Origin of the sequence: Bradyrhizobium archetypum, from assembly GCF_013114835.1 — a bacterium.
GTDB lineage: Bacteria > Pseudomonadota > Alphaproteobacteria > Rhizobiales > Xanthobacteraceae > Bradyrhizobium > Bradyrhizobium archetypum.
Genome location: NZ_JAAVLW010000002.1, coordinates 340628 through 361841, shown reverse-complemented (window position 1 = coordinate 361841; position 21214 = coordinate 340628). Strand labels below are relative to the sequence as shown.

The window sequence follows — 21214 nt, the reverse complement described above, 5'->3', positions numbered from 1 at the left end:
AGTGAAATTTTCTTATCTTTGGCTTTGCCAAAGTTTTCCTTATGTCTTGGGCAGACCATGCCAAACAGGTTTCCGCGGGAATTGACCATTCGCCAGTTGCGCGCGCTGGCCGCCGTTCACAGCGACCGTTCGGTTACCGCGGCCGCCAAGCGGCTGCACCTGACGCAGCCGGCGGTCACGTTGCAGATCCGCAATCTGCAGGACCTTGCAGGCCTGCCCCTGATCCAGCGCAGCAATGACGGCATGCTGCTGACCGACGCAGGACGCGAGGTGCTGGCGCTTTCGGAGCGCATTGAAGCGGCGATCGCGGATTGCCAAACCTCGCTCGAGATGATCGCAGGGAAGACGGCGGGGCGCATCTCGATCGGTGCGGTCAGCACTGCGAAATATTTCGTGCCTTTCATGATCTCGGGATTCTCGAAACGGCATCCGAACATCGATGTCACGCTCTCGATCGGAAACCGCCAGGAGATCGGCACGGCGCTACGCGGTTACGATCTCGACTTCGCGATCATGGGCCGACCGCCGGCCGACATCGACATGGACGTTCACCCGATCGGCGATCATCCGCACGTCATTATCGCGCCGACCAGCCATCGCCTGGCGCGTAAATCCCGCATCGCGCTGAGCGACCTCGCCAACGAGACGTTCCTGATGCGCGAACCCGGTTCGGGGACCCGGGGCCTGATGGAGCAATTGTTCGAGACGGCAAGGATTCGGCCGAACATCGGCATGGCGATGAGCAGCAACGAGACGATCAAGCAGGCGGTGATCGCCGGACTTGGAATTGCGTTTATTTCTGCGCATACGGTCGCCACCGAACTCGACGAGCGACGGCTGGTGACGCTGGATGTGGTCGGCCTCCCCGTTGTACGGCAATGGTTCGTTCTCTCCCGAAAGGACAAGATCCTGCTGCCGCCGGCGCGCGCCATGCTGGAATTCCTCAGCGCCCGCGGCGCGCAATTCCTGCCGCGAACCCACGGCAGAATCAGACTCACCCGGACGTCGGTGCGCGCCAGACGGCGGTGACGTGATGGGCCTACGCGGATGTACAGGTTGACATCCTGCCAGCTTCTCCAAATACTTGACGGAAAAGCCCGGACAAACCAGTCCCCGGCGACAAAGGGAGGACGTGATGCCGACTTCACGCAGAACGCTGCTGAAGACTTCTGCGGCTGCCGCCGCTGCATTCACCTTCGATTGGACCCGCGCACAGGCACAAGCCGAGACGGTACGCATCGGCCTGATCTATGATCTGACCGGCCCCTTTGCCGCCGGCGGGTCCGTCGCCTCCTCGATCGGCGCGCAGATCGCCATCGACCTCGTCAACGAGAAAGGCGGCATCGGCGGCAAGTACAAGGTTGCCCCTGTCGCCGCCGATTCCCAGAGCAAGCCGGATGTCGCGATCAATGAGGCCAATCGCCTGATCGACCAGGAGAAGATCGACATCATCAACGGCGTCTATGCGAGTTCACACGCCGTCCCGCTCGCGGCCAAGGTCGAGCAGCAAAAGAAGATCCTCTGGATCACGACTGCAGTTTCGACTGCTGTGTTCAAGGACAAGAACCTGCAATACGTGTTTCGCGCGCAGATCCATTCCGACCAGTATGGCCAGGCTTTTGCGAGCTTCATCGGCGAGCACGCCAAAGCGAAGCTCGGCACGGAGCCCAAGGACGTCAAGGTTGCGCTGATTCACGAGGATGGCCCATATGGCGTCGGCGTTGCCGCTGCCGACGAGGCCTATGCGAAGGAAGCCGGCCTGCAGGTCGTGCTCAAGGAAGGCTATTCCGCGTCCGCTCCCGACCTCTCGGTTCTGGTAACCAAGATCAAGCGGGCCCGGGCCGACGTGATTTCGCACGCCGGCTACAATCCTGACATCACCCTGTTCCTGCGCCAGGCGCGCGAGAACGGACTCAAGTTCAAAATGCTGTTCGGCGCCGGCGCGGGCTACAGCCAGCTCGACAAGCTGCGCGCAACATTCGGCGCGGATATCGACAATTTCTGCAACATCGATCCGGTCCCGGCGCAGTTGCTCGACCCTGCGAAACTCGCGCCCGGGATCGGCGATCTCACCAAGATCATGGTCGCGCGCTACAAGGAGAAAACCAACGCGACCGACGTTCCGCCGCACTGCTCGATGGGCTTCAACCAGACCTGGATTCTGCTCAACAACGTGCTGCCGGTGGCAAAGGAGAAATACGGCGGTTTCGACCCCGAAGCGGTTCGCAAGGCGGCGCTCGACGTGGATATCCCGCCGGGTGGCACCATTCAGGGCTATGGCGTCAAATTCTATCGGCCCGGTACACCGCTCTCCGGCCAGAACGAGCGCTCGACCCCCGTGGTGATGCAGAATGCCGGCGAGCATATTTCGGTGGTCTGGCCGACCAACATCAGGACGCAGGATCCAGTGTTCCCGCTGCCGAAATCGTCGGTGTATGCGGCCTAGCGCTTTCGGGCTTCATCCTTCGAGACGCGCGCGTTGCGCGCTCCTCAGGATGAGGTCTCGCAGCGCGCAAGCTGCCAGACCCTCTGATGAGGAGCGCGGCGACGCCGCGCGTCTCGAACCATGAGGCCACCGGCGACGTACCTCACAGCGTCACCCTCCTACCCTCCTCCGCAGCCCAATAGCCGGCGTAGTTGACCTTGATGGTCTCAAAGGCCAGCGCCAGATCCGAAAGCGGTTGCCGGCCGGTGGCAACGCATTCCATGAAATCCTGGATTTCCTGCGTATAGCCGCGCGTCCATTCTTCCTCGAGGCAGATGTATTGCCAGCCGGTCTTCCGGTCGACCTTCTCGGTAATGTAGACGCTTGCGAGCTTCTCTTCGCTGGTCTGATAGCTCATCATGTGCGTATTCGGCGTGATGTTGGCGAACAGCGCGCCGCCGCTGGTATAGGTTTCGATCAGGTTGCGCACTCCGCCCGCGATCATGTCGCCGGAAAAAACGGTCGCCTTGGTGCCGTCGGAGAAGGTAACCGTCAGCACGCCCCAGTCCTCAACGTCGACGGGATTTGACTTGATGACGCCGCGTTCGTCCGGGCGCAGGCATGCCGCAACGTTGCCGACATCGCAGGTCACTCCGGCAACCGCGATGGTTTCGTCTCGCGCCTTCGCCTCGACCTGTTTGAGATAGAGCACGGCCGAAAGCGGATGGCATCCCATCCTTATCAGCGAGCCGCCGCCGGTCATCGCCCATTGCGCGGCGTGCGCGGCATGCGAACCGGAGTGGCTCTCCTCCCCCTTCATGAAAAGGATCTTGTCCTTGGTGGCCTTGAGGATCTCCGCGGTCTTGGTTACCGCCGGCGCGTAGATCCAGTCCTCCGCATACATGAAGAGCCTACCGGTCTTGTTGATCGCCGCGCGGGTCTCTTCCATTTCTTCCAGCACCCGCTCATACATCCATGCCTTCGGCACATGTCTTCCGATCGGCAGCTCGTCACCCTCGCGCCCGAAATAGCCGGCGAACGGTTTTTCGCAGATCACATGTTTGCCGGCCTGCATGGCATCGACGATCATCGACGCATGCAGATTGGGCGGCGTGCAGATGTCGATGACATCAATATCGGCGTCGGCGATCAGGTCGCGGAAGCTGCGATATACCGTCGGGATCTGGTGGCGACGGGCAAATTCGACGACATGATCGCCTCTCGCCGCTACCGCCCGGACTTCGATATTCACGCCGTAAACCCGGCGGTAGGCGTGCATGTGCAACTCGGACACAAAGCCGCATCCGGCCAGACCGATCCTGATTTTCGCCATTGCGGAGCGTCTCCCGGCTATCGTTGGCCAAGGCCGTATTGCTGGCGCGGCCCGAGGCTAGCTTCGGCCGACACCCTTGCGGCGCATCAACGCGGCGAAGAGATCTGCAATTCCGAACTGCCAGGGCTCGCAATCGCCGCTGTGGCGCATGCGATTGGTCAGCCGGCCAAGTTTCGGCGTGGCGACCGTCACCAGATCGCCTTCGACGTGCGTGAACCCCTGTCCCTTCGCGAAACGGTCCTGGATCGGAGCGAACATCGTACCGAGGAACAGCACGAAGCCGTCGGGATATTGGTGGTTCTCGTTGATGGTCTGCCCGACGATGTCGGCCGGGTCCCGGCTGATCTGGGTCAGCGAGGACGCGCCGTGCAGCACGAACCCCTCGGGCCCCCTCACCTTTAGCGAGATGTCCATCTTCCTGACGTCGTCGAGCGTGAAGTCCGCGTCGAAGAACCGCACGAACGGTCCGATGGCGCAGGACGCGTTGTTGTCCTTTGCCTTGGACAGGAGCAGCGCCGAGCGTCCCTCGAAGTCGCGCAAATTGACGTCGTTGCCAAGCGTGGCGCCGACGATACGGCCGTCGCTCGTCACCACCAGCACCACCTCGGGCTCCGGATTATTCCAGGTCGATTTCGGATGCAGGCCCGCGTCCACGCATGTGCCGACCGCCGAGAGGACCGGTGCCTTGGTAAACACCTCGGCGTCCGGCCCGATGCCGACCTCGAGATACTGGCTCCAGGCATTCTGGGAAACCAGCACGTCCTTCACATGCTGCGCTTCGGCCGACCCCGGCTTCAGTTGCGACAGATCGGTACCGACGATCCGCGTCACCTCGGCCCGGATCGCCGCCGCCGAATCCGGGTTACCCCGCGCCCGCTCCTCGATCACCCGCTCCAGCATCGAGATCGCGAAGGTGACGCCGGCTGCCTTGATCACCTGCAGGTCGATCGGCGCCAGCAGCCATGGCTTGGTCGGGTCACGGCCATCCGGCGGCGTGTTGTTCAGGAGGTCTTGCAGCGCGCCGACCCGCTCGCCAGGCGCGGCACGCAACGCTTGGGCCGGATCGGCCGCGGCGGCAAGCTGGCTGGCGGTTGGAAAGTCGTCGGTGACGTCGAACACACCATCCTGGCGGATCGCAACCACCGACGGGCCGGCGAGATCGGGACGCCAGATCCGGCCCATCAGCGCGGCGCCGGCGAAATCGTCAGGCAGAATGAAGGCGGCGTCGGTGGCGATCGGCATCGTAGGAATCCTCGCAAGGTGGCATCTGTGCGGTCGGGCGACCCCGTGCATAGAAGGGAACCGCGCGACCGGTCAACACCCACCACCGACCATATCGCGGCGCAACATGCACAATCAGACAATGGTCAAGTGAAGCGGATTACACGCGCTGCCTCGCCGCGAATGGCGAGGCGAAGGGCATGGAGCGCGGAGGACTTGGCGCAGGACTTGGATCGCAGCAATTGCGCGAAAGGTAAGGCCGGAGAGCGCCGTCTCACGGCGGCTGCGCGGTCCCGTTGCCGGCAGGCGTTTTCACCTACGCAACGGAGGAATGGCGCAATTGGGAGCACCGATGGCCGAGGCCATCGGTGCGCGGTCGGGCGCGGAAGATCGGACCTGCGCCTGTCTTTGAGACGCCTCGTCAAGCCGCCCTTTCAGGCCGCTTTGGCCTTGCTCTTTGCCACGTGGCTCGAGATCGCATCCATCAAGGGCGGCGACAGACAGTCATAGGGCTCCAGTCCGAGCTCTTTGAGCCGGGCCCTGATTCCAGCCATCTCGCCGGGCTGGACGCCAGACTCCAGCACGGACGACACGAACGCGGCAAACCCCGGCGCGGCCCATCCGCCTTCCTGGAACAGTTCGGGATGGATGAAGTCGAGGCCGTAGAAGGGATGCCCCGTGTTCTCGATCCGGCCGTACATGTGCGTGCCACAGGCCTTACAGGCATAGCGCTGGATCGCCGCGGCGGAGTCGACAATCTGCAGCTTGTCGCCATTTTCGAGCACTTTCACATTGTCGCGCGGGACGACGGCGACGACCGAGAAAATTGCTCCCTCGGGCTTCCAGCATTTGGTGCAGCCGCAGGCGTGGTTGTGAGCGACGTCGCCTTTGATGGCGACCTTGACCGGCCTGTCCGTGCATTTGCAGACAAGGGTACCGCCGGCGAAATTGCCCGTCCCCTGCTTTACGCCGCTGTCGACCAATGGGTGGATATGAACAGTCATGGGCCTATCCTCCTGTGTTTGACGTTCCTTTATTCAGAACACGACTACCGAGCGGATCGACTTGCCCTGGTGCATGAGATCGAATCCCCGGTTGATCTCTTCCAGCTTGAGCACATGCGTGATCATCGGATCGATCTCGATCTTTCCGTTCATGTACCAGTCGACGATCTTCGGCACGTCGGTGCGGCCGCGCGCGCCGCCGAATGCCGTTCCCTTCCAGACACGGCCGGTCACGAGCTGGAACGGCCTGGTGGCGATTTCCTTGCCCGACTCCGCAACCCCGATCACCACGGAGACGCCCCAGCCGCGATGACAGGCTTCGAGCGCCTGCCGCATCACGGTGGTATTGCCGGTGCAGTCGAAGGTGAAGTCGGCTCCGCCATCGGTGAGCCCGACCAGATGCTGGACGATGTCGCTGACCTTGGTCGGGTTGACGAAATGGGTCATGCCGAAACGGCGACCCCAGTCTTCCTTGGCATCGTTGATGTCAACGCCGACGATCTTGTCGGCACCCACCATCTTCGCGCCCTGGATGACGTTGAGCCCGATGCCGCCGAGACCGAAGACGACGACGTTGGCACCCGGCGTCACCTTGGCGGTATTGACCACGGCGCCAACGCCCGTCGTCACCCCGCAGCCGATATAGCAGCTCTTGTCGAAGGGCGCGTCCTCGCGAATCTTTGCCACCGCAATTTCCGGCAGCACGGTGAAGTTCGAGAAGGTCGAACAGCCCATATAATGGTAGATCGTCTTGCCCTGATAGCTGAACCGCGAGGTGCCGTCCGGCATCACCCCCTTGCCCTGGGTCGCGCGGATCGCGGTGCAAAGATTGGTCTTGCCGCTCAGGCAGCTCTTACACTGGCGACATTCCGGCGTGTAGAGTGGAATCACGTGATCGCCTGGCTTGACCGACGTTACGCCCGCTCCGACTTCGCGGACGATGCCTGCACCCTCATGGCCGAGAATCGAAGGAAAGATTCCTTCGCTGTCGAATCCATCGAGCGTGTAAGCGTCGGTGTGGCAGATTCCGGTCGCCTTTATCTCGACCAGAACCTCACCTGCCTTCGGCCCTTCAAGATCGAGTTCGACGATTTCAAGAGGCTTCTTTGCCTCAAAAGCGACAGCAGCGCGGGTCTTCATCTTAGGCTCCACATTCTCTTTTCAAGCCGCTGCACCAGGGCATTGAAACGCACAGCGCGGGTGTTCGGCATGATCATTTGGCTCCCATGCAGGCTTTTTCCGCCTCAGTGTAGGCGTCGGGTTTGTCTTCACGCTTGCCAGGCCGCACGCGACCGACCGCGTCATATGCGCGGGCCCGCAGGTAGACGTAGAGGTCGTCCATGTAGCAGGCGACATTCGGATTATCGCCGAACGCCGGCATCACGCTCTCCTGCGCGGTATTGACGTTCTTGCGGCCGCTCGCGACCACTCCGAGGAAATCGCCGTAGCTCATCGTCTTGAGCGACTGCTGCAATGCCGGCGCGTAGGTCGATCCCATCCCGTCAGGACCGTGGCAGACATGGCATTCGGAGTGATAGCGACGGTATCCGGAATAGGTGTACCAATCGACCGTCCCGTCGGCCGCGACCTTGAAGGTCGGATTCCCCTCCTTGTCGAGATATTTGCCATCCTCGGACTTGACGGCGGCCGGATCGGTCGCCTCCGCAAAAGCAGTTCCTCCCGGCGCCGCCAGCATGAGAGTGGCCGCAATCAACCAAATTGTACGCAAGAGCTCATCCTCGATATTCGATCTAGACTAACCGGCGCGTGGAGCAAGCCACGCGCCGGACGAGGTGGTCCTGCTTTACTGCGGCAGCGCAAACACGGTGAGCGTGCCGCCCAGCGCGGTATAGTTGCTCAGCGCGGCGTAGCCACCGACGGCGCCCAGGCCCGCAGTCGGATCGGTCAGGCCTGCGGCAAGGCCGATACCCGCCCAGCCACCGACGCCGGACAGCACAGCCACGTACTGCCTGCCGCCCTGCTCATAGGTCGTGACGTTGCCGATGATACCGGAGGGAGTCTTGAACTTGTAGAGTTCCTTGCCGGTCTTGGCGTCGACCGCCTTCAGATAGCCTTCAAGCGTTCCGTAGAACACTACGCCGCCGGCCGTCGCGAGCGCTCCCGACCACACCGAGAACTGCTCCTTGTTCGACCAGACGATCTTGCCGGTCTTGTTGTCCCAGGCGATGAAGTTGCCCATATGGCTTTCGCCTGGAGGCGGATACATCGACAGCGTCGCACCGACATAAGGCTGACCGGCGGTGTAGCTCACCTTGAACGGCTCATAGTCCATGCAGACGTGGTTCGTCGGCACATAGAACAGTTGGGTGTCGGGCGAATAGGCCGCCGGCTGCTCATCCTTGGTGCCGAGCGCGGCCGGGCAGATACCCTTGGTGTTCTTGTCCTCGCCACCCTTTTCGGTCGAGTACTGATCGACGACCTTGGGACGTCCGTAGGTCGGCGAGCTCTTGTTCATGTCGACGCCGGTGGTCCAGTTCACCTTCGGATCATACTTCTCGGCGACCAGGAGTTCGCCGGTTGCACGGTCCATCGTGTAAGCCAAACCGTTGCGATCGAAATGCGTCAGCAGCTTGCGGTCTTGGCCGTTGATCTGCTGGTCGCTGAGGATCATTTCGTTGACGCCGTCATAGTCCCACTCATCATGGGGCGTCATCTGATAGACCCACTTGGCCTTTCCGTCGTCGGGATTGCGCGCGAAGATGGTCATTGACCACTTATTGTCGCCCGGACGCTGTTTCGGATTCCAGGTCGAGGGGTTACCGGAGCCGTAATAGACGAGGTTCAGGCTCGGGTCATAGGACATCCAACCCCATGTGCAGCCGCCACCAATCTTCCACTGGTCGCCCTGCCAGGTCTTGACGCTCGAGTCCTTGCCGACCGGCTTGCCGTGCTCGGTGGTCTTGTCCGGATCGAACAAGATCTGATCGTCCGGCCCTTCAGAGAACGCGCGCCACACCTGCTTGCCACTCTTCAGGTCATAGGCCGTGACATGGCACTGCACGCCGAATTCGCCGCCGGAAATGCCGATCAGAACCTTGTCCTTGACGACGAGCGGCGCGGAGGTGCCGGTGGCGCCCTTGCCGGGATCCCCATTCTTGGTGCTCCACACAACCTGGCCGGTCTTGGCATCGAGCGCGACCAGCGTTGTGTCTGCCTGGTGCAGGAATATCTTGCCGTCGCCATAGGCCACGCCGCGATTGACCGTATCGCAGCACATCACCGGAATGACGTTTGGATCCTGCTTCGGCTCATACTTCCAGACGATCTTGTTGTCCTGCGAAAGGTCAAGAGCATAGACCTTGTTAGGGAACGGGGTATGGACATACATGATGTTGCCGATGATAAGCGGTCCGCCCTCATGGCCGCGCAGCACGCCGGTCGAGAAGGTCCAGGCGACCTGGAGCTTGCCGACGTTGGATGCGTTGATCTGGTTAAGCTTCGAGTAGCGCGTATTGGCGTAGTCGCCGGCCGGCTGCACCCAATCCTTTGGGTTCTGCGACATCTTGATCAGTTCTTCGTTGGCGTATGCGACGCCGACGACGAATGTCGCCATAGCGCCAAGACAGGTCGCGGATAGCACCTTGCGCATAATGGTTTCCTCCAGGTACGAGTTTTGGGTTTCCGCCGAAACGGCCCATTTCTTCCATTGTTGGTCCTTCTTCCTATCCCGTTCCGAAATAGGAAACTTGCCCAAGAGTGAAGCGCGTTTGCTCAATAGCGAAACTCAATTGAATTTTTTAATTTCAGGTCCTGTACGACGTTCTGACTCTGCCGCGATGCTGCGAAGCATCATTTCATGGGCATGTCCCACGGTTTCGCTGGGCGATTCCGGCCGAGGTTTCCCTTGACGCCGCCAAAACTAAGTTGGAGGATTGTCAAAGGGATATTGGGAAGAATCTGCGCAACTTCCCTGACGACTGCCTAAATTGGGTCCAAATGTCGCGACCATCTGACGGACGTCGAGGCAGAGGTTGCAGCCCGTTCTCAAATCGGTGGCTGGGCAATGTCTGATATAGTTCGTTCACTCAGCACTTCTGGGTTGGCGCCGAAAAAGCAGATCCAAACTTGGTCAGATGCCCTGACCGATCTCTGTGGCCAGTTTGATGTCGATCCGTTGGAAGGTACCTCGCTCGAGGGCCGGATAAATTACACCACCGTCTCGCAGTTGAAACTGTGCCAGATCGAAGCAAGCCAGCATCGCATCGCCCATACGGTCTCAAGCACAAAGCTGAGCGAACATCCCTACGTCAAGATTCTTTTCCAGACCTACGGCATCTCGCATTTTGAACAGGCCGGCCGTCGCATGGACATCATGCCTGGCGACTGCCTCGCCTATGACGTCTCCTGTCCGCACACGATCGTCAGCCCCTCATTGACCCGTCACGAGGTCGTGATCGTCCCAAAGGAGTTGCTTCACGAACGTGGTTTTCGCACCGCGAAGATGTTGCCGTGCAAGCTCTCCGCGCGTAACGGCACCGGCCGCATCGCCTACGACTTCGTGCACACCGCGTTTGACGAAGCGAACAGGTTGTCGCCCTACAACGCTATCGGCGTCGCCGATTCGCTGATCGATCTCTTGCTGTTGCCGCTGCGCGAGGCCGACACGATGTTCGATCGCGTCGGTCCCGAAGCGATGTACATTCGCGCTCAAGCGTTTATCCGCGAGCATTTGCGCGACCCGGAGCTGTGCATCGATCAGATCTCGGCGGCGCTGGGCTGCACCAAGCGCTATCTGCACATGCTGTTCAGCGACAAGGGCATGACCGTTAGCGATTATATCTGGCGGGCGAGACTGCTGCACTGCCGGCAAGAGCTGGAGACGCAGCACGGAAAAACGATTACGGACGTCGCATTTTCCTGGGGCTTTTCCAGTTCGTCGCACTTCAGCCGCGTGTTCCGGAAGCATTTCGGGGTCGTTCCGTCTGCGATTCACAAGGCGCATGCGGTCGATCCGTCGCTCGACGCTTCCTGAACGGAATACCGGCCAGCCGATATTCTGCCGCGCATCGTCGCAGAGACGCCCTCTCCTGCAATCAAGCTCTGGCGCTAGAAGGTTGCCTTCAGGCCCGCGTAAAAGGCGCGCGGCCGCGCCGGGCTGACCGAGCGCGGATCGGTAAAATCCGCCCCGCCATTGGTGAAATTGGGCACGTCACTGGTATCGAAGAATGTTCCGTAAGTCGCATAGCGCTTATCGAAGACATTATCGACGCGGCCGTAGATCTGGAACATCTTGTTGATCTGATACGCGGCGTGCAGGTTGAAAACCGAGTATCCTGGCAGCCTCGCCGCCTGATTGGATTCATCGCCAACAAAATACTGGCTGCCGACGAACAACGCGTCACCGCCGATTTTGAACGCCTCGGTGACCGAATAATCAATGCCGAATTTGACCCGGTTGCGCGGGATCGCCGGAATCCGGTTGCCCGGAAGCACCTGGATGATGCCGTCGACGGCGAACGGGCTGTGAGAGTTGACCTGCAGGGCATCGAGGAAGCGCGCATCCACCAGGGCATAGCTGGCATAGAGTTGCAGCGTCTTCGACGTCAGATTGAGCTGGGCCTCGATACCCTGGCGCCGCGTGCTACCCACGTTCTGGAAGTAGCCAAAGCCCGGCAGCTCGCTGGGAAGCGCCAGGATGTCATCGGCATTGGTTGCGCGAAACGCGCCGACCTTCCACCCGAGCGTTCCGATATTCAGCTCCCTGGTGCCGCGGAATCCCGCCTCGACGGTACGGGAGACGACCTGCTTCAGCGGCGGATCCGCGATCAGGAAGGCCCCGATGATACAGGGACGCGCAGGATCGGCGCATGCGAGCTCCAATGGGGTCGGCGCGCGATTGGCTTCAGAATATCCGGCATAGGCGGTCAGTTCGGGCGTAATCTTGTAGGTACCACCGATCATCGGATTGAAGCGGCTGAACGTATGACTGCCATTAAGATCGGTGCCGATCAGATCTTGAAGGTTGACGCTTGCAAAATTGAACCGGCCGCCGCCTGAGATTGAGAATTTGTCCGTCACGTCAAACGTGTCGAGCGCATAGAGGCCGGTGTAGCGGTTGGTCGCCCGAAGCGAGACTGGACCGATCGAAATCGGCGCGCCGGATGGGCCGAGGAATATGCCGCTGCCGCTGACAACGTAGTTAGGACCGATCGTGCCCAATTCCGCGCTGGCACCGAAACGGGTGACGCCGGAGTCGAAGCTGGTACCGACCATGAACTGGTTATTGTGTCCGAACAACTGGTCGGTGTTGGTCGCCTGCAGGGTTGCCCCGGTCGTCGTCGAACGGGTCGTCGTCCGATCGATCTGCCCCAGCACTGCGGTGTCGGGGAACGGATTTGCTAGCTGAACTCCGTTGAGCCCGTTGGCCGGCGCTCCCGGTGCTGCGTCCTCGTTGAAGCAAAGCAGCCCCGCATCGGCGGCACATGGCTCCGTCTCGGTAGGGTTTCCGTCCACCGTCTTCTGACGGAACGCGCGGACGCGCGCCGAGCCTTCGATCGTCCAGGTCGGCGTCACATCGACCTTTCCGCTCAGATTGGCGTAGGCAACGCGGTTGTCGTGGGTCTGCGGCGTCGTGTACGTCGCCCCCCAATATTTCTGGAGCAGCTCGACCGGCACCGCCGCTGTCGCCCCGAAATTGTTCTTGGCGACGCCCACGTTGAGGTGAAATTCGCTGCTGTCGGTCCGGTAACCGACGTCGCCGTAAAACCGGCGGATCGCCGACTCCGAAAAATTGCGGTAGCCGTTGTCGCGCACGCCTTCGAGCGCGCCGTAGACGGAAACATTATCGATCTGCTTGCCATACTGCGCCGAACTCTGGATGCGTCCGAACGAGCCGCCCATCGTGTTGATTTCGCCGCCGTGATAGTTGAAGCCGTCCTTCATCTGCACGTTGACGGCGCCACCCAGCGCATTGAGGCCGAACGCGGGATTGTTGGTGACGACCGTGACCGACCTGATCGCGGCAGTCGGAATCAGGTCCCAATTGACGGTGTCGCCGAACGCTTCGTTAATACGTACTCCGTTCTGGTAAACCGCCAGGCCCTGGGGAGTACCGGCGACCGGAGATGCGACAAAACCGCGAAACTGGATGTCCGGCTGAAATGAATTTCCGGTCGTATCGCTGATGATGATACCCGGCACCTGCTGCTGTAATGTATCCGCGATGTTCAGCGACCCAGTGCGCGCGATCTGCCCGGCCCCGACGGCATTGACCGCTGCCGCTACCTTGTCGACATCCGTTCCCGAGCCGACCGTCGGCGTAGGCGCGGTCGGATAGACATAGACCCTGCGCATATTTCTTGTGGCCGCCCGGGCTGCACCCCGGCTGCGGGCCGGTTTGGCGCTCGTCGCAGGAGCGACGACCTCGATGGCGGGCAAGACCTCGCTATCGCTGGATGCAGTCTGAGCCTCGGCACGATCGATCGCGGGAATCAGGCATAGCGAGATTGTCCCGATTACCAGTACGCGCGCGCCCATATGCCCACCCCACCTACATACCGGCCGCATTGTCCCCTGCCGGTTGGATGCAGATAGTAGTGAGAAGGCAACGAGCCGCGCTAGCCGCAAAAGGTCGGAATCCCCGCGTGCATTCCTCCCGAACAGACCGGGAAAAATTCCCGCATGCCCTGCGCGATCGCTCAAGCGTGCGATCCGTGGGGAACGACCGCCTCCACCGTGACCCCGCCGTTGCCGGATACGACATTCAGCGTACCGCCCAATGCCAGTATTCTCTCGCGCATGCCGATCAGGCCAAAACCGAGCTTGTGATCCGGCGCCAGGCCACGGCCGTTGTCGCTGACGCGCACCAGGGCGCTGCCGCGATTTCCGTCCGTTCCCGCGGCCTGTTCGACCGTAACGCTGACCGAGGTCGCATCGGCGTGCCGGAAGGCGTTCGTCAGGGCTTCCTGGACGATGCGGTAGACTGTCAAGTCCGCGACGTCTCCGGTCCCGCCGGGCGCACAGGCAATGTTTGCGTCGATGGTGACGTCCGGACGCGACTCACGCCACAGGCGCAAGAGGACGCCAAGTGCCTCGCGAAGCCCAAGCTCCGCGAGGCCGACCGGCCGCAGCTTCTCCAGTATCCGGCGGTTGAACTGCTGCAGCGCGTTGATCTGCTCCATGATGGCGGCGGCATGCTTGCGCAGTGCATCCACAGCGGGCGCACGCCCGTCTTCCGAAAGCCGCATCAGGGCGCCAGTGTGGGCTCGCAGCGTAAAGAGATACGGCCCAAACTCGTCATGCAGTTCGCGCGCGATCTCCTTGCGTTCCACGTCCTGCAGCGAGACCGTGCGTTCGGCGAGCCGCCGCTTGTCCTCGACGGCCTCGCCGAGGGTACCAGCAAGATGGTTCAGCTTGGCACAGATGGCCGCCAGTTCGGGCGCGCCGCCGGGCTCGACACGTGCCCCATATTGCCCAGCCTCGATGTTTGCCATGGTCTGCGAAAGCGCCTGTAGCGGCGCCAGCGCACGGCCAACCACCATCATCGTCACCAGAAAGAGCGCGATGGCGAGGGTGGAACCGACCGCAAGCTGGGTCACGATGCCATCCCAAATCTCGGCCGTTTCATCGTTCGGATGCGAGGTGATCAGGAGCGACTGCGGCTTTCCGTGGATCGTGATCGGTACGCTCACGGTCGTCGTTGCCGGATGAACGAGCGCGATGAACCATGCCGGCGGCGACCGCGCCGCATCGTCGCCGTTGCCGGGGCGTTCGCCCATGGCAGCATCACCCTGCCGTGTGATACTGACGTGCCGCAGCCGGCTGAGGTCGCGAACGATCTGGTTCAGTCGCGCATCCGGGTCCGGCGCTTCGTTGAGGCTGGGGACGATCGTCTCCACAAATTCGCGCGCCAGCCGTATGACGCTTTGATCTTCGGCCCGAACACGCGGCGCCGCCTCCACCACCAGCCGCGCAATATTGATCGCCAACCCAAGCGTCAGACCCAGCGCCAGCAGCAAATTGATCCGTCCGCGCAACGATAATTTCTGCCACATGACGTTTGCCCCAATCGCGTCGCAATCTGTCCCCGTTGAGAGGACCGTTGACAGTAGAAAAACCGACGATCAGATTGAAGCGTACAGCAATCTCGCGGATGTTGCATGGCGGCCTGGCGCCGGTGCAGCGTGACGCGATGCAACAACGGGACGGAAAGCAGCTCGGGGATCGATGCAATGCGTGTTCTGATCGTCGACGATCATCCCATCGTTGCTTCCGGCTGCCGTACCGTGTTTGCCGACGAGCCGGAGGTCGTGCTACTGGAGGCGGCCGATGCGGAAAGTGGCGAGCGCGTGTTCGTCGCTGAACGCCCCGACATCTGCGTGATCGATATCAACCTGCCGACCGTGTCGGGGTTCGAATTGGCGCGGCGTATTCTTGCGCGCGCTGCCTCCGCACGAATCATCATGTTCAGCATGAACGACGATCCGGTCTTCGCCGCACGCGCCATCGAGATCGGCGCCAAGGGCTATGTTGCCAAGACAGGCGATCCGCAGGATCTGGTCGAAGCCATCCGTGAAGTCGGCAAGGGCGGAGTTTACTTGCCCTCCGCGATCGCGCGCAGCATCGCGTTCGCCGGACCTGCATTCGCCCGCAGCCCGCTTTCCAAACTCACGTCGCGGGAGATGGAAATCCTGCGCCTGCTCAGCGCCGGCAAGAGCCTTTCCGAGATCGCGTGGCTGGTTCATTCCTCGTACAAGACCGTTGCCAACACATCATCGATCATGCGCCAGAAGCTCGGCGTGCGAACTTCCGCCGAGCTGGTGCGTTTGGCAATCGAAAGCGGTGTGGCGTGACGACGCGCCCCCGGTAGGAGTTGCAAGACATGACCATGCAGACTGTTTCGCTGAACAAATCCTATGGCGGAACACAGGGTGTCTATCGACACGCCAGCCGCGAAACCCAGACCGACATGACCTTTTCGGTCTATGTCCCGCCACACGCCGGCGGCGCCAGGCTGCCGGCGGTCTGGTATCTCTCCGGCTTGACCTGCACCCATGCCAACGTGACCGAAAAGGGCGAATTCCGCAGCGCCTGTGCCGAACTTGGACTGATCTTCATTGCGCCCGATACCAGCCCGCGTGGCGAAGGCGTGCCCGGCGATCCAGCCAATGCCTATGATTTCGGGCTTGGCGCCGGCTTCTACGTCGATGCGACGCAGGAGCCGTTCGCCCGCAATTACCGTATGTGGAGCTATGTTACGGAAGAACTGCCGAAGCTGGTCACCGAAAACTTTCCCGTCGACGCGAATCGGCAATCCATCCTTGGCCACTCCATGGGCGGTCACGGCGCGCTGACAGTCGCGCTGCGCAATCCCGACCGCTATCGCGCGGCCAGTGCATTTGCGCCGATCGTTGCTCCCTCGCAGGTGCCATGGGGCATCAAGGCGCTCGGCGGCTATCTCGGCAATAACAGGCAGGCATGGCGCAAGCACGATGGGGTGGCCCTGATTGAGGATGGTGCCAGATTGTCCGACCTACTGGTCGACTACGGCGATGCCGATAACTTTCTGACGGAACAGCTCCGCCCGGAGCTGCTGCAAGCCGCCTGCGAGAAAGCCAAAATCCCCCTCACCTTGCGCCGGCAGCCCGGCTACGACCATAGCTACTACTTCATCTCAACCTTCATGGCCGACCATTTGCGCTGGCACGCCGAGCGGCTGAAGGGCTGAAGCGGCGTGATGCCGCCCCAACGGAGAATTGGGTTGCAAGCCAAGACAATTCGGTCATGGTTCAAGCCGAGAGCTTTCCACGCGGCGGCGTGAAGAAGGCCTGTCAGGGAGGAGCCATGATCCGATGGTTGGTCGCCGTGATCGGCTTGAGCATCGCGGCTACCTCCGTGCGCGCGGCCGACGCACCGGAGATCGGCATTGGCTACCTCGGCCGCGCCGGCGTCAAGGCGAAATTATCCCTTGTCGAACTGCCGGCCGAAAACGACGGGTTCGCGGGTGCGCGCCTTGCCATCGAGGATAACAACACCACGGGCAAGTTTCTCAATCAGCGCTTCACGCTGGAAGAAGTCCGGCTGAAGGACAATGAGGACGCTGCGAAGGCTGCGGCGATGCTTGCCGAGCGCACCAGCTTTATCATCGCCGATCTTTCGGCGGACGATCTCTTGAAGGCGGCCGACGCAGTCCGCGATCGCGGAACGCTGCTGTTGAATGCCGGCGCCATCGACGATCGGTTGCGCGAGCAGGACTGTCGGGCCAACGTCATCCATATCGCGCCGACGCGCTCGATGCTCGCGGATGCGCTGGCCCAGTATCTGGTCTGGAAGCAGTGGAAGCGCTGGCTGTTCGTCGTCGGCTCGCATGATCAGGACAAACTGTATGCCGACGCCTTGCGCCGCGCGGCGACGCGCTTCGGCGCCAAGATCGTTCAGGAACGAACTTTTGAGGATACCGGCGGCGCCCGCCGCACTGATAGCGGCGTCACCTTGGTCCAGCGGCAGATGCCGGTTTTCACCCAGCAGGCGCCGGCCTATGACGTCCTCGTTGCAGCCGACGAAAGCGAGGTGTTCGCGTCCTACCTGCCCTACCGCACCTGGGATCCGCGGCCGGTCGCAGGCTCCGCGGGACTGGTTGCGACCAGTTGGCACGCCGCACAGGATCAGTGGGGCGCAATCCAGATCCAGAACCGGTTTGTAAAACTGAACTCACGCCATATGACGGCATTGGACATGCAAGCCTGGACGGCAGCGCGCATGATCGGTGAAGCGACGTCGCGCACGAAGTCCGGCGAGCCAAAGGCCGTCTCGGATTTCCTGAAAGGGCCCGACTTTTCCGTTGCCGCGTTCAAGGGCCGGCGGCTCACGCTGCGGGACTGGAATCTGCAGCTTCGTCAGCCGATCCTGCTCGTCGACGGACGCATGGTGGTCTCGGTTTCACCGCAGGAGGGGTTCCTGCATCAAGTGTCGGAACTCGACACGCTTGGGGTCGATCGGCCGGAAACCAAATGCAAGCTGCATTGAAGGAGGATGGATTGCGTATGTGGCGTCATTGCCTGCTTTCCGGATTGGTTGCCTGGCTCGCGACGGCGGCCCCCGCTTCGGCCTTCATCGCCTATGTCTCCAACGAGAAGAGCAACACCGTATCGGTGATCGATACGAACAATTGGACGGTCACCAAGACCATCAAAGTCGGGCAAAGGCCGCGCGGCATCGAGTTCACGAGGGATGGCAAGTTTGTATTTGTCGCCGTCGGCGACGACGACAGCATTCAGGTGATCGACGTTGCCAAACAGGAAGTCGTGGACACCCTGCCCTCCGGCCCAGACCCCGAACTGTTCGCCCTCGATGCGGACGGCAAGATCCTTTACGTCGCCAACGAGAACGACAACACGGTGACCATCATCGACGTCGAGAAGCGCAGCCGTCTCGGCGAGATCCAGGTGGGGGTCGAGCCGGAGGGCATGGCCATCAGCCCGGACGGCAAGATCCTGATCAATACGTCCGAGACCACCAACATGGCGCATTTCATCGACACCACGACGCGCCAGATCGTTGCCAACATCCTGGTCGATGCGCGCCCCCGCTTCGCCGAGTTCAAGCGTGACAATTCCGAAGTGTGGGTATCGTCGGAGATCGGCGGCACGGTTTCGGTGATCGATCCGGCCAAGCGCGAGGTGACCAAGAAGATTACATTCGAGATTCCGGGCTTGCGGAGCGAAGCCATCCAGCCGGTCGGCATCGGCATGACCAAGGACGGCAAAACCGCTTTCGTCGCACTCGGGCCGGCCAACCGCATCGCCGTCGTCGATGCCACCACCCACAAGGTCACCAAATATCTTTTGGTCGGCCAGCGCGTCTGGCACATGGCATTCACACCGGACGAGAAATATCTGCTGGTTACCAATGGCGTATCGAACGACGTCTCGGTGATCGACGTCGCCGCGCAGAAGGTCATCAAGACGATCCAGGTCGGCGAGCTGCCCTGGGGAATAACGATTGCACAGCCATGACGGCCGCTGACGCATTTTCCGCCGGTATCTCCTCCCGGCCCGAGGCCGCGGAAGCGCCTGCCTTGTCGATCGACGGCGTCAGCCATTCCTATGGGCCGCGACAGGCGCTGATCGATGTCGACTTCAGCGTCGCACCGGCACGGTTCACGGCGCTGCTTGGCCTGAACGGCGCCGGCAAGAGCACGTTGTTTTCGCTGATCACGCGGCTTTTCGGGATTCAGCGCGGGCATATCGGCATTTTCGGCCACGATATTGCCCAAGCACCTGGCGAAGCGCTGCGATTGCTCGGCGTGGTGTTTCAGCCCCGCACGCTCGATCTCGACCTCTCGGTGACGCAGAATCTACTGTATCACGCCGCCCTGCACGGCATCGGCCGGCGCGATGCCCGTACGCGAAGCGGCGAGGTGCTGGCGCGCATCGGCTTGGCCGACCGCGCCGGCAGCAAGGTGCGCGACCTCTCCGGTGGCCAGATGCGGCGACTGGAGATCGCACGGGCGCTGCTGCACCGGCCGCGACTTCTCCTGCTTGACGAAGCCACCGTCGGCCTCGACGTCAAAGCGCGCGCCGACATCCTCAACCATGTCCGCCAGCTCGTTTCCGAACAGGGAATAAGCGTGCTGTGGGCGACGCACCTGTTCGACGAGATCGGTGCGAGCGACGATCTCGTTGTGCTGCACCAGGGCCGGGTATTGGCCCGGGGCAAGGTGACGCAGGTGATCGCCGACGCCGGCGGCAGCGATATCAATACGGCTTTCATGCGGCTGACCGGCTCCACCGCGCAGAACGGGAGCCCAACGCCGTGACGTCCGCAACCACCACGCCAGTCCGGCGCGGCTTCTCGGCGGCCGAATATCTCACCTGCCTGAGCGGCATCGTGTGGCGCGAGGCGCTTCGCTTCCTGCATCAGCGCGAGCGCTTCATCTCGGCGCTGGTGCGGCCCCTGGTGTGGCTGTTCATCTTCGCCGCCGGCTTCCGCCAGGTGCTCGGCCTCTCCATCATCCCACCCTATGAAACCTACATTCTGTACGAGGTCTACATCGCGCCCGGCCTGATGGCGATGATCCAGCTCTTCAACGGTATGCAGTCCTCGCTCTCCATGGTGTATGACCGCGAGATGGGCAATATGCGGACCTTGCTGGTGAGCCCGCTGCCGCGATGGTTCCTCCTGTCCTGCAAGCTTCTGGCGGGAACCGCGGTCTCGCTGCTCCAGGTATATGCCTTCCTGTTGATCGCCTGGTTCTGGGATATCGCTCCCCCGCCGGCCGGCTATCTCACGGTGCTGCCGGCGCTGGTCCTGTCCGGCCTGATGCTGGGCGCGCTGGGGATGTTGATCTCGTCGGGCATCAAGCAGCTCGAGAACTTCGCGGGCGTGATGAACTTTGTCATCTTCCCGATGTTCTTCGCTTCGTCGGCGCTCTATCCTCTGTGGCGTATCCTGGAGAGCAGCCCAATGCTCTACTACGTCTGCCTGTTCAATCCGTTCACGCATGCCGTGGAGCTGATACGTTTCGCGCTGTATGGACAGGTGAACTGGATCGCGCTCACCGTGGTTGGAGGCTACACGATCGCCTTCCTGATCGGTGCAATTCTGGCTTACGATCCATCGCGCGGCCTGATCCGCCGTGGGCCGGCCGGAGGCGAGACATGAGATATCGGACCGTGATCGTAATATCGCTGGCCATTACGGCGACGATCAGGCTCGCCCATGCCGCCGATCCGCGCTATCCGGACTGGCCGTGCACGCAGGCCAAGGTGCCGGAGATTTCGCTTGCCGCGGTATGGGCCGGCCCACCGCTCGATGATGTCATGGGCAAGTGGAAGGATGATGCCAAGGTCAGCGCGCTAGTCGCGAAACTGGCGGCAAGACGAACCCCTCTCGAGGAAGCGCAAAAGGCGATCACGGAATATCTGAACGGTGCATCCGACAAGACCGCAAGCGGAAAGCTGCTGTTTGCCGGCCTGTTCGAATCCCTCAATGCCCAGCGCTCCCAGGTTATGAACGGGCTGGAGCGCATCACCCGCAAGCAGCGCGAGGCAGCGGACAAGATCCGCAGCGACACGCTTGCCCTACAGGCCCTTCAGGGCGAAGCGTCACGTGACCAAGCGAAGATCGACGAACTCGGCAATCAGCTCGTCTGGGAGACGCGCATCTTCGAAGACCGGCGGGGGGTCATCAAATTCGTCTGCGAGGTGCCGACAGCGATCGACCAGCGCCTGTTCGCGCTCGCACGAATGATTCAGCAGGAGATCGAATAGC

The 21214-nt window shown here is 61.7% G+C and carries 18 protein-coding genes; 10 read left to right on the top strand and 8 right to left on the bottom strand.

Going from position 1 to position 21214, the window contains the following annotated elements; genetic code table 11:
* Window positions 1–57: 57 nt before the first annotated feature.
* Window positions 58–1029: a LysR family transcriptional regulator gene (locus HCN50_RS06215; RefSeq protein WP_171708753.1), complete on the top strand. Its 972-nt coding sequence runs from the start codon at window positions 58–60 to the stop codon at window positions 1027–1029.
* Window positions 1030–1135: 106 nt separating this feature from the next.
* A complete protein-coding gene (locus HCN50_RS06210; protein ID WP_171708752.1) occupies window positions 1136–2446 on the top strand; it encodes an ABC transporter substrate-binding protein in 1311 nt (436 codons plus the stop codon).
* Window positions 2447–2588: 142 nt separating this feature from the next.
* Here HCN50_RS06210 and HCN50_RS06205 read toward each other — a convergent pair whose 3' ends face one another.
* From HCN50_RS06205 to xoxF5, 6 genes are all read right to left on the bottom strand, one after another.
* Window positions 2589–3758 (bottom strand): Gfo/Idh/MocA family protein, encoded by a 1170-nt coding sequence (locus HCN50_RS06205; protein ID WP_171708751.1) that lies wholly within the window; start codon window positions 3756–3758, stop codon window positions 2589–2591.
* Between the two features lie 57 nt (window positions 3759–3815).
* Complete coding sequence (locus HCN50_RS06200; protein WP_171708750.1) at window positions 3816–5000, bottom strand: fumarylacetoacetate hydrolase family protein; 1185 nt, start codon at window positions 4998–5000, stop codon at window positions 3816–3818.
* A 413-nt stretch (window positions 5001–5413) separates the two neighbouring features.
* Window positions 5414–5983, bottom strand: a complete 570-nt coding sequence (gene gfa, locus HCN50_RS06195; RefSeq protein ID WP_171708749.1) for an S-(hydroxymethyl)glutathione synthase — start codon at window positions 5981–5983, stop codon at window positions 5414–5416.
* 33 nt (window positions 5984–6016) lie between these two features.
* Window positions 6017–7123, bottom strand: a complete 1107-nt coding sequence (locus tag HCN50_RS06190) for an S-(hydroxymethyl)glutathione dehydrogenase/class III alcohol dehydrogenase (protein ID WP_171708748.1) — start codon at window positions 7121–7123, stop codon at window positions 6017–6019.
* Between the two features lie 73 nt (window positions 7124–7196).
* Window positions 7197–7679: a c-type cytochrome, methanol metabolism-related gene (locus HCN50_RS06185; RefSeq protein WP_171709186.1), complete on the bottom strand. Its 483-nt coding sequence runs from the start codon at window positions 7677–7679 to the stop codon at window positions 7197–7199.
* A 108-nt stretch (window positions 7680–7787) separates the two neighbouring features.
* On the bottom strand, window positions 7788–9593 hold the full coding sequence (gene xoxF5 / locus HCN50_RS06180; protein ID WP_171708747.1) for a lanthanide-dependent methanol dehydrogenase XoxF5: 1806 nt from the start codon (window positions 9591–9593) through the stop codon (window positions 7788–7790).
* A gap of 414 nt (window positions 9594–10007) precedes the next feature.
* Here xoxF5 and HCN50_RS06175 point away from each other — a divergent pair, with 414 nt between their 5' ends.
* The gene (locus HCN50_RS06175; RefSeq protein WP_171708746.1) at window positions 10008–10976 is read left to right on the top strand and encodes a helix-turn-helix domain-containing protein; all 969 of its coding nucleotides are present in this window, start codon (window positions 10008–10010) and stop codon (window positions 10974–10976) included.
* Window positions 10977–11050: 74 nt separating this feature from the next.
* Here HCN50_RS06175 and HCN50_RS06170 read toward each other — a convergent pair whose 3' ends face one another.
* Window positions 11051–13480 carry a TonB-dependent receptor gene (locus HCN50_RS06170; RefSeq protein WP_171708745.1) on the bottom strand — a complete coding sequence of 810 codons (2430 nt, stop codon included), beginning with the start codon at window positions 13478–13480 and terminating at the stop codon, window positions 11051–11053.
* 161 nt (window positions 13481–13641) lie between these two features.
* Window positions 13642–14997 (bottom strand): ATP-binding protein, encoded by a 1356-nt coding sequence (locus HCN50_RS06165; RefSeq protein WP_171708744.1) that lies wholly within the window; start codon window positions 14995–14997, stop codon window positions 13642–13644.
* Window positions 14998–15174: 177 nt separating this feature from the next.
* Between HCN50_RS06165 and HCN50_RS06160 the strand changes: the two genes are divergently transcribed.
* The 7 genes from HCN50_RS06160 to HCN50_RS06130 all read left to right on the top strand — a co-directional run bounded on the left by HCN50_RS06160 (window position 15175) and on the right by HCN50_RS06130 (window position 21213).
* Window positions 15175–15795 (top strand): response regulator transcription factor, encoded by a 621-nt coding sequence (locus tag HCN50_RS06160; protein WP_171708743.1) that lies wholly within the window; start codon window positions 15175–15177, stop codon window positions 15793–15795.
* Window positions 15796–15824: 29 nt separating this feature from the next.
* Complete coding sequence (gene fghA, locus HCN50_RS06155) at window positions 15825–16670, top strand: S-formylglutathione hydrolase (protein ID WP_171708742.1); 846 nt, start codon at window positions 15825–15827, stop codon at window positions 16668–16670.
* Window positions 16671–16786: 116 nt separating this feature from the next.
* On the top strand, window positions 16787–17968 hold the full coding sequence (gene pedA1 / locus HCN50_RS06150; RefSeq protein WP_171708741.1) for a lanthanide ABC transporter ABC transporter substrate-binding protein PedA1: 1182 nt from the start codon (window positions 16787–16789) through the stop codon (window positions 17966–17968).
* Window positions 17953–18957: a YVTN family beta-propeller repeat protein gene (locus HCN50_RS06145; protein ID WP_171708740.1), complete on the top strand. Its 1005-nt coding sequence runs from the start codon at window positions 17953–17955 to the stop codon at window positions 18955–18957. Before pedA1 ends, HCN50_RS06145 begins: the two co-directional genes overlap by 16 nt.
* Window positions 18954–19760, top strand: a complete 807-nt coding sequence (gene pedB / locus HCN50_RS06140; RefSeq protein WP_171708739.1) for a lanthanide ABC transporter ATP-binding protein PedB/LutE — start codon at window positions 18954–18956, stop codon at window positions 19758–19760. The genes HCN50_RS06145 and pedB overlap by 4 nt, the downstream gene beginning before the upstream one ends.
* Window positions 19757–20605, top strand: a complete 849-nt coding sequence (pedC, locus tag HCN50_RS06135) for a lanthanide ABC transporter permease protein PedC (RefSeq protein ID WP_171708738.1) — start codon at window positions 19757–19759, stop codon at window positions 20603–20605. The genes pedB and pedC overlap by 4 nt, the downstream gene beginning before the upstream one ends.
* Window positions 20602–21213 (top strand): hypothetical protein, encoded by a 612-nt coding sequence (locus HCN50_RS06130; protein ID WP_171708737.1) that lies wholly within the window; start codon window positions 20602–20604, stop codon window positions 21211–21213. Before pedC ends, HCN50_RS06130 begins: the two co-directional genes overlap by 4 nt.
* Window position 21214 lies beyond the last annotated feature (1 nt).

Excerpts from the sequence above, each read along its gene's own strand:
- HCN50_RS06215 (WP_171708753.1), top strand. The coding sequence starts at position 58 with ATGCCAAACAGGTTTCCGCGGGAATTGACCATTCGCCAGTTGCGCGCG.
- HCN50_RS06210 (WP_171708752.1), top strand. The coding sequence starts at position 1,136 with ATGCCGACTTCACGCAGAACGCTGCTGAAGACTTCTGCGGCTGCCGCC.
- HCN50_RS06205 (WP_171708751.1), bottom strand. The coding sequence starts at position 3,758 with ATGGCGAAAATCAGGATCGGTCTGGCCGGATGCGGCTTTGTGTCCGAG.
- HCN50_RS06200 (WP_171708750.1), bottom strand. The coding sequence starts at position 5,000 with ATGCCGATCGCCACCGACGCCGCCTTCATTCTGCCTGACGATTTCGCC.
- gfa (WP_171708749.1), bottom strand. The coding sequence starts at position 5,983 with ATGACTGTTCATATCCACCCATTGGTCGACAGCGGCGTAAAGCAGGGG.
- HCN50_RS06190 (WP_171708748.1), bottom strand. The coding sequence starts at position 7,123 with ATGAAGACCCGCGCTGCTGTCGCTTTTGAGGCAAAGAAGCCTCTTGAA.
- HCN50_RS06185 (WP_171709186.1), bottom strand. The coding sequence starts at position 7,679 with ATGCTGGCGGCGCCGGGAGGAACTGCTTTTGCGGAGGCGACCGATCCG.
- xoxF5 (WP_171708747.1), bottom strand. The coding sequence starts at position 9,593 with ATGCGCAAGGTGCTATCCGCGACCTGTCTTGGCGCTATGGCGACATTC.
- HCN50_RS06175 (WP_171708746.1), top strand. The coding sequence starts at position 10,008 with ATGTCTGATATAGTTCGTTCACTCAGCACTTCTGGGTTGGCGCCGAAA.
- HCN50_RS06170 (WP_171708745.1), bottom strand. The coding sequence starts at position 13,480 with ATGGGCGCGCGCGTACTGGTAATCGGGACAATCTCGCTATGCCTGATT.
- HCN50_RS06165 (WP_171708744.1), bottom strand. The coding sequence starts at position 14,997 with ATGTGGCAGAAATTATCGTTGCGCGGACGGATCAATTTGCTGCTGGCG.
- HCN50_RS06160 (WP_171708743.1), top strand. The coding sequence starts at position 15,175 with ATGCGTGTTCTGATCGTCGACGATCATCCCATCGTTGCTTCCGGCTGC.
- fghA (WP_171708742.1), top strand. The coding sequence starts at position 15,825 with ATGACCATGCAGACTGTTTCGCTGAACAAATCCTATGGCGGAACACAG.
- pedA1 (WP_171708741.1), top strand. The coding sequence starts at position 16,787 with ATGATCCGATGGTTGGTCGCCGTGATCGGCTTGAGCATCGCGGCTACC.
- HCN50_RS06145 (WP_171708740.1), top strand. The coding sequence starts at position 17,953 with ATGCAAGCTGCATTGAAGGAGGATGGATTGCGTATGTGGCGTCATTGC.
- pedB (WP_171708739.1), top strand. The coding sequence starts at position 18,954 with ATGACGGCCGCTGACGCATTTTCCGCCGGTATCTCCTCCCGGCCCGAG.
- HCN50_RS06130 (WP_171708737.1), top strand. The coding sequence starts at position 20,602 with ATGAGATATCGGACCGTGATCGTAATATCGCTGGCCATTACGGCGACG.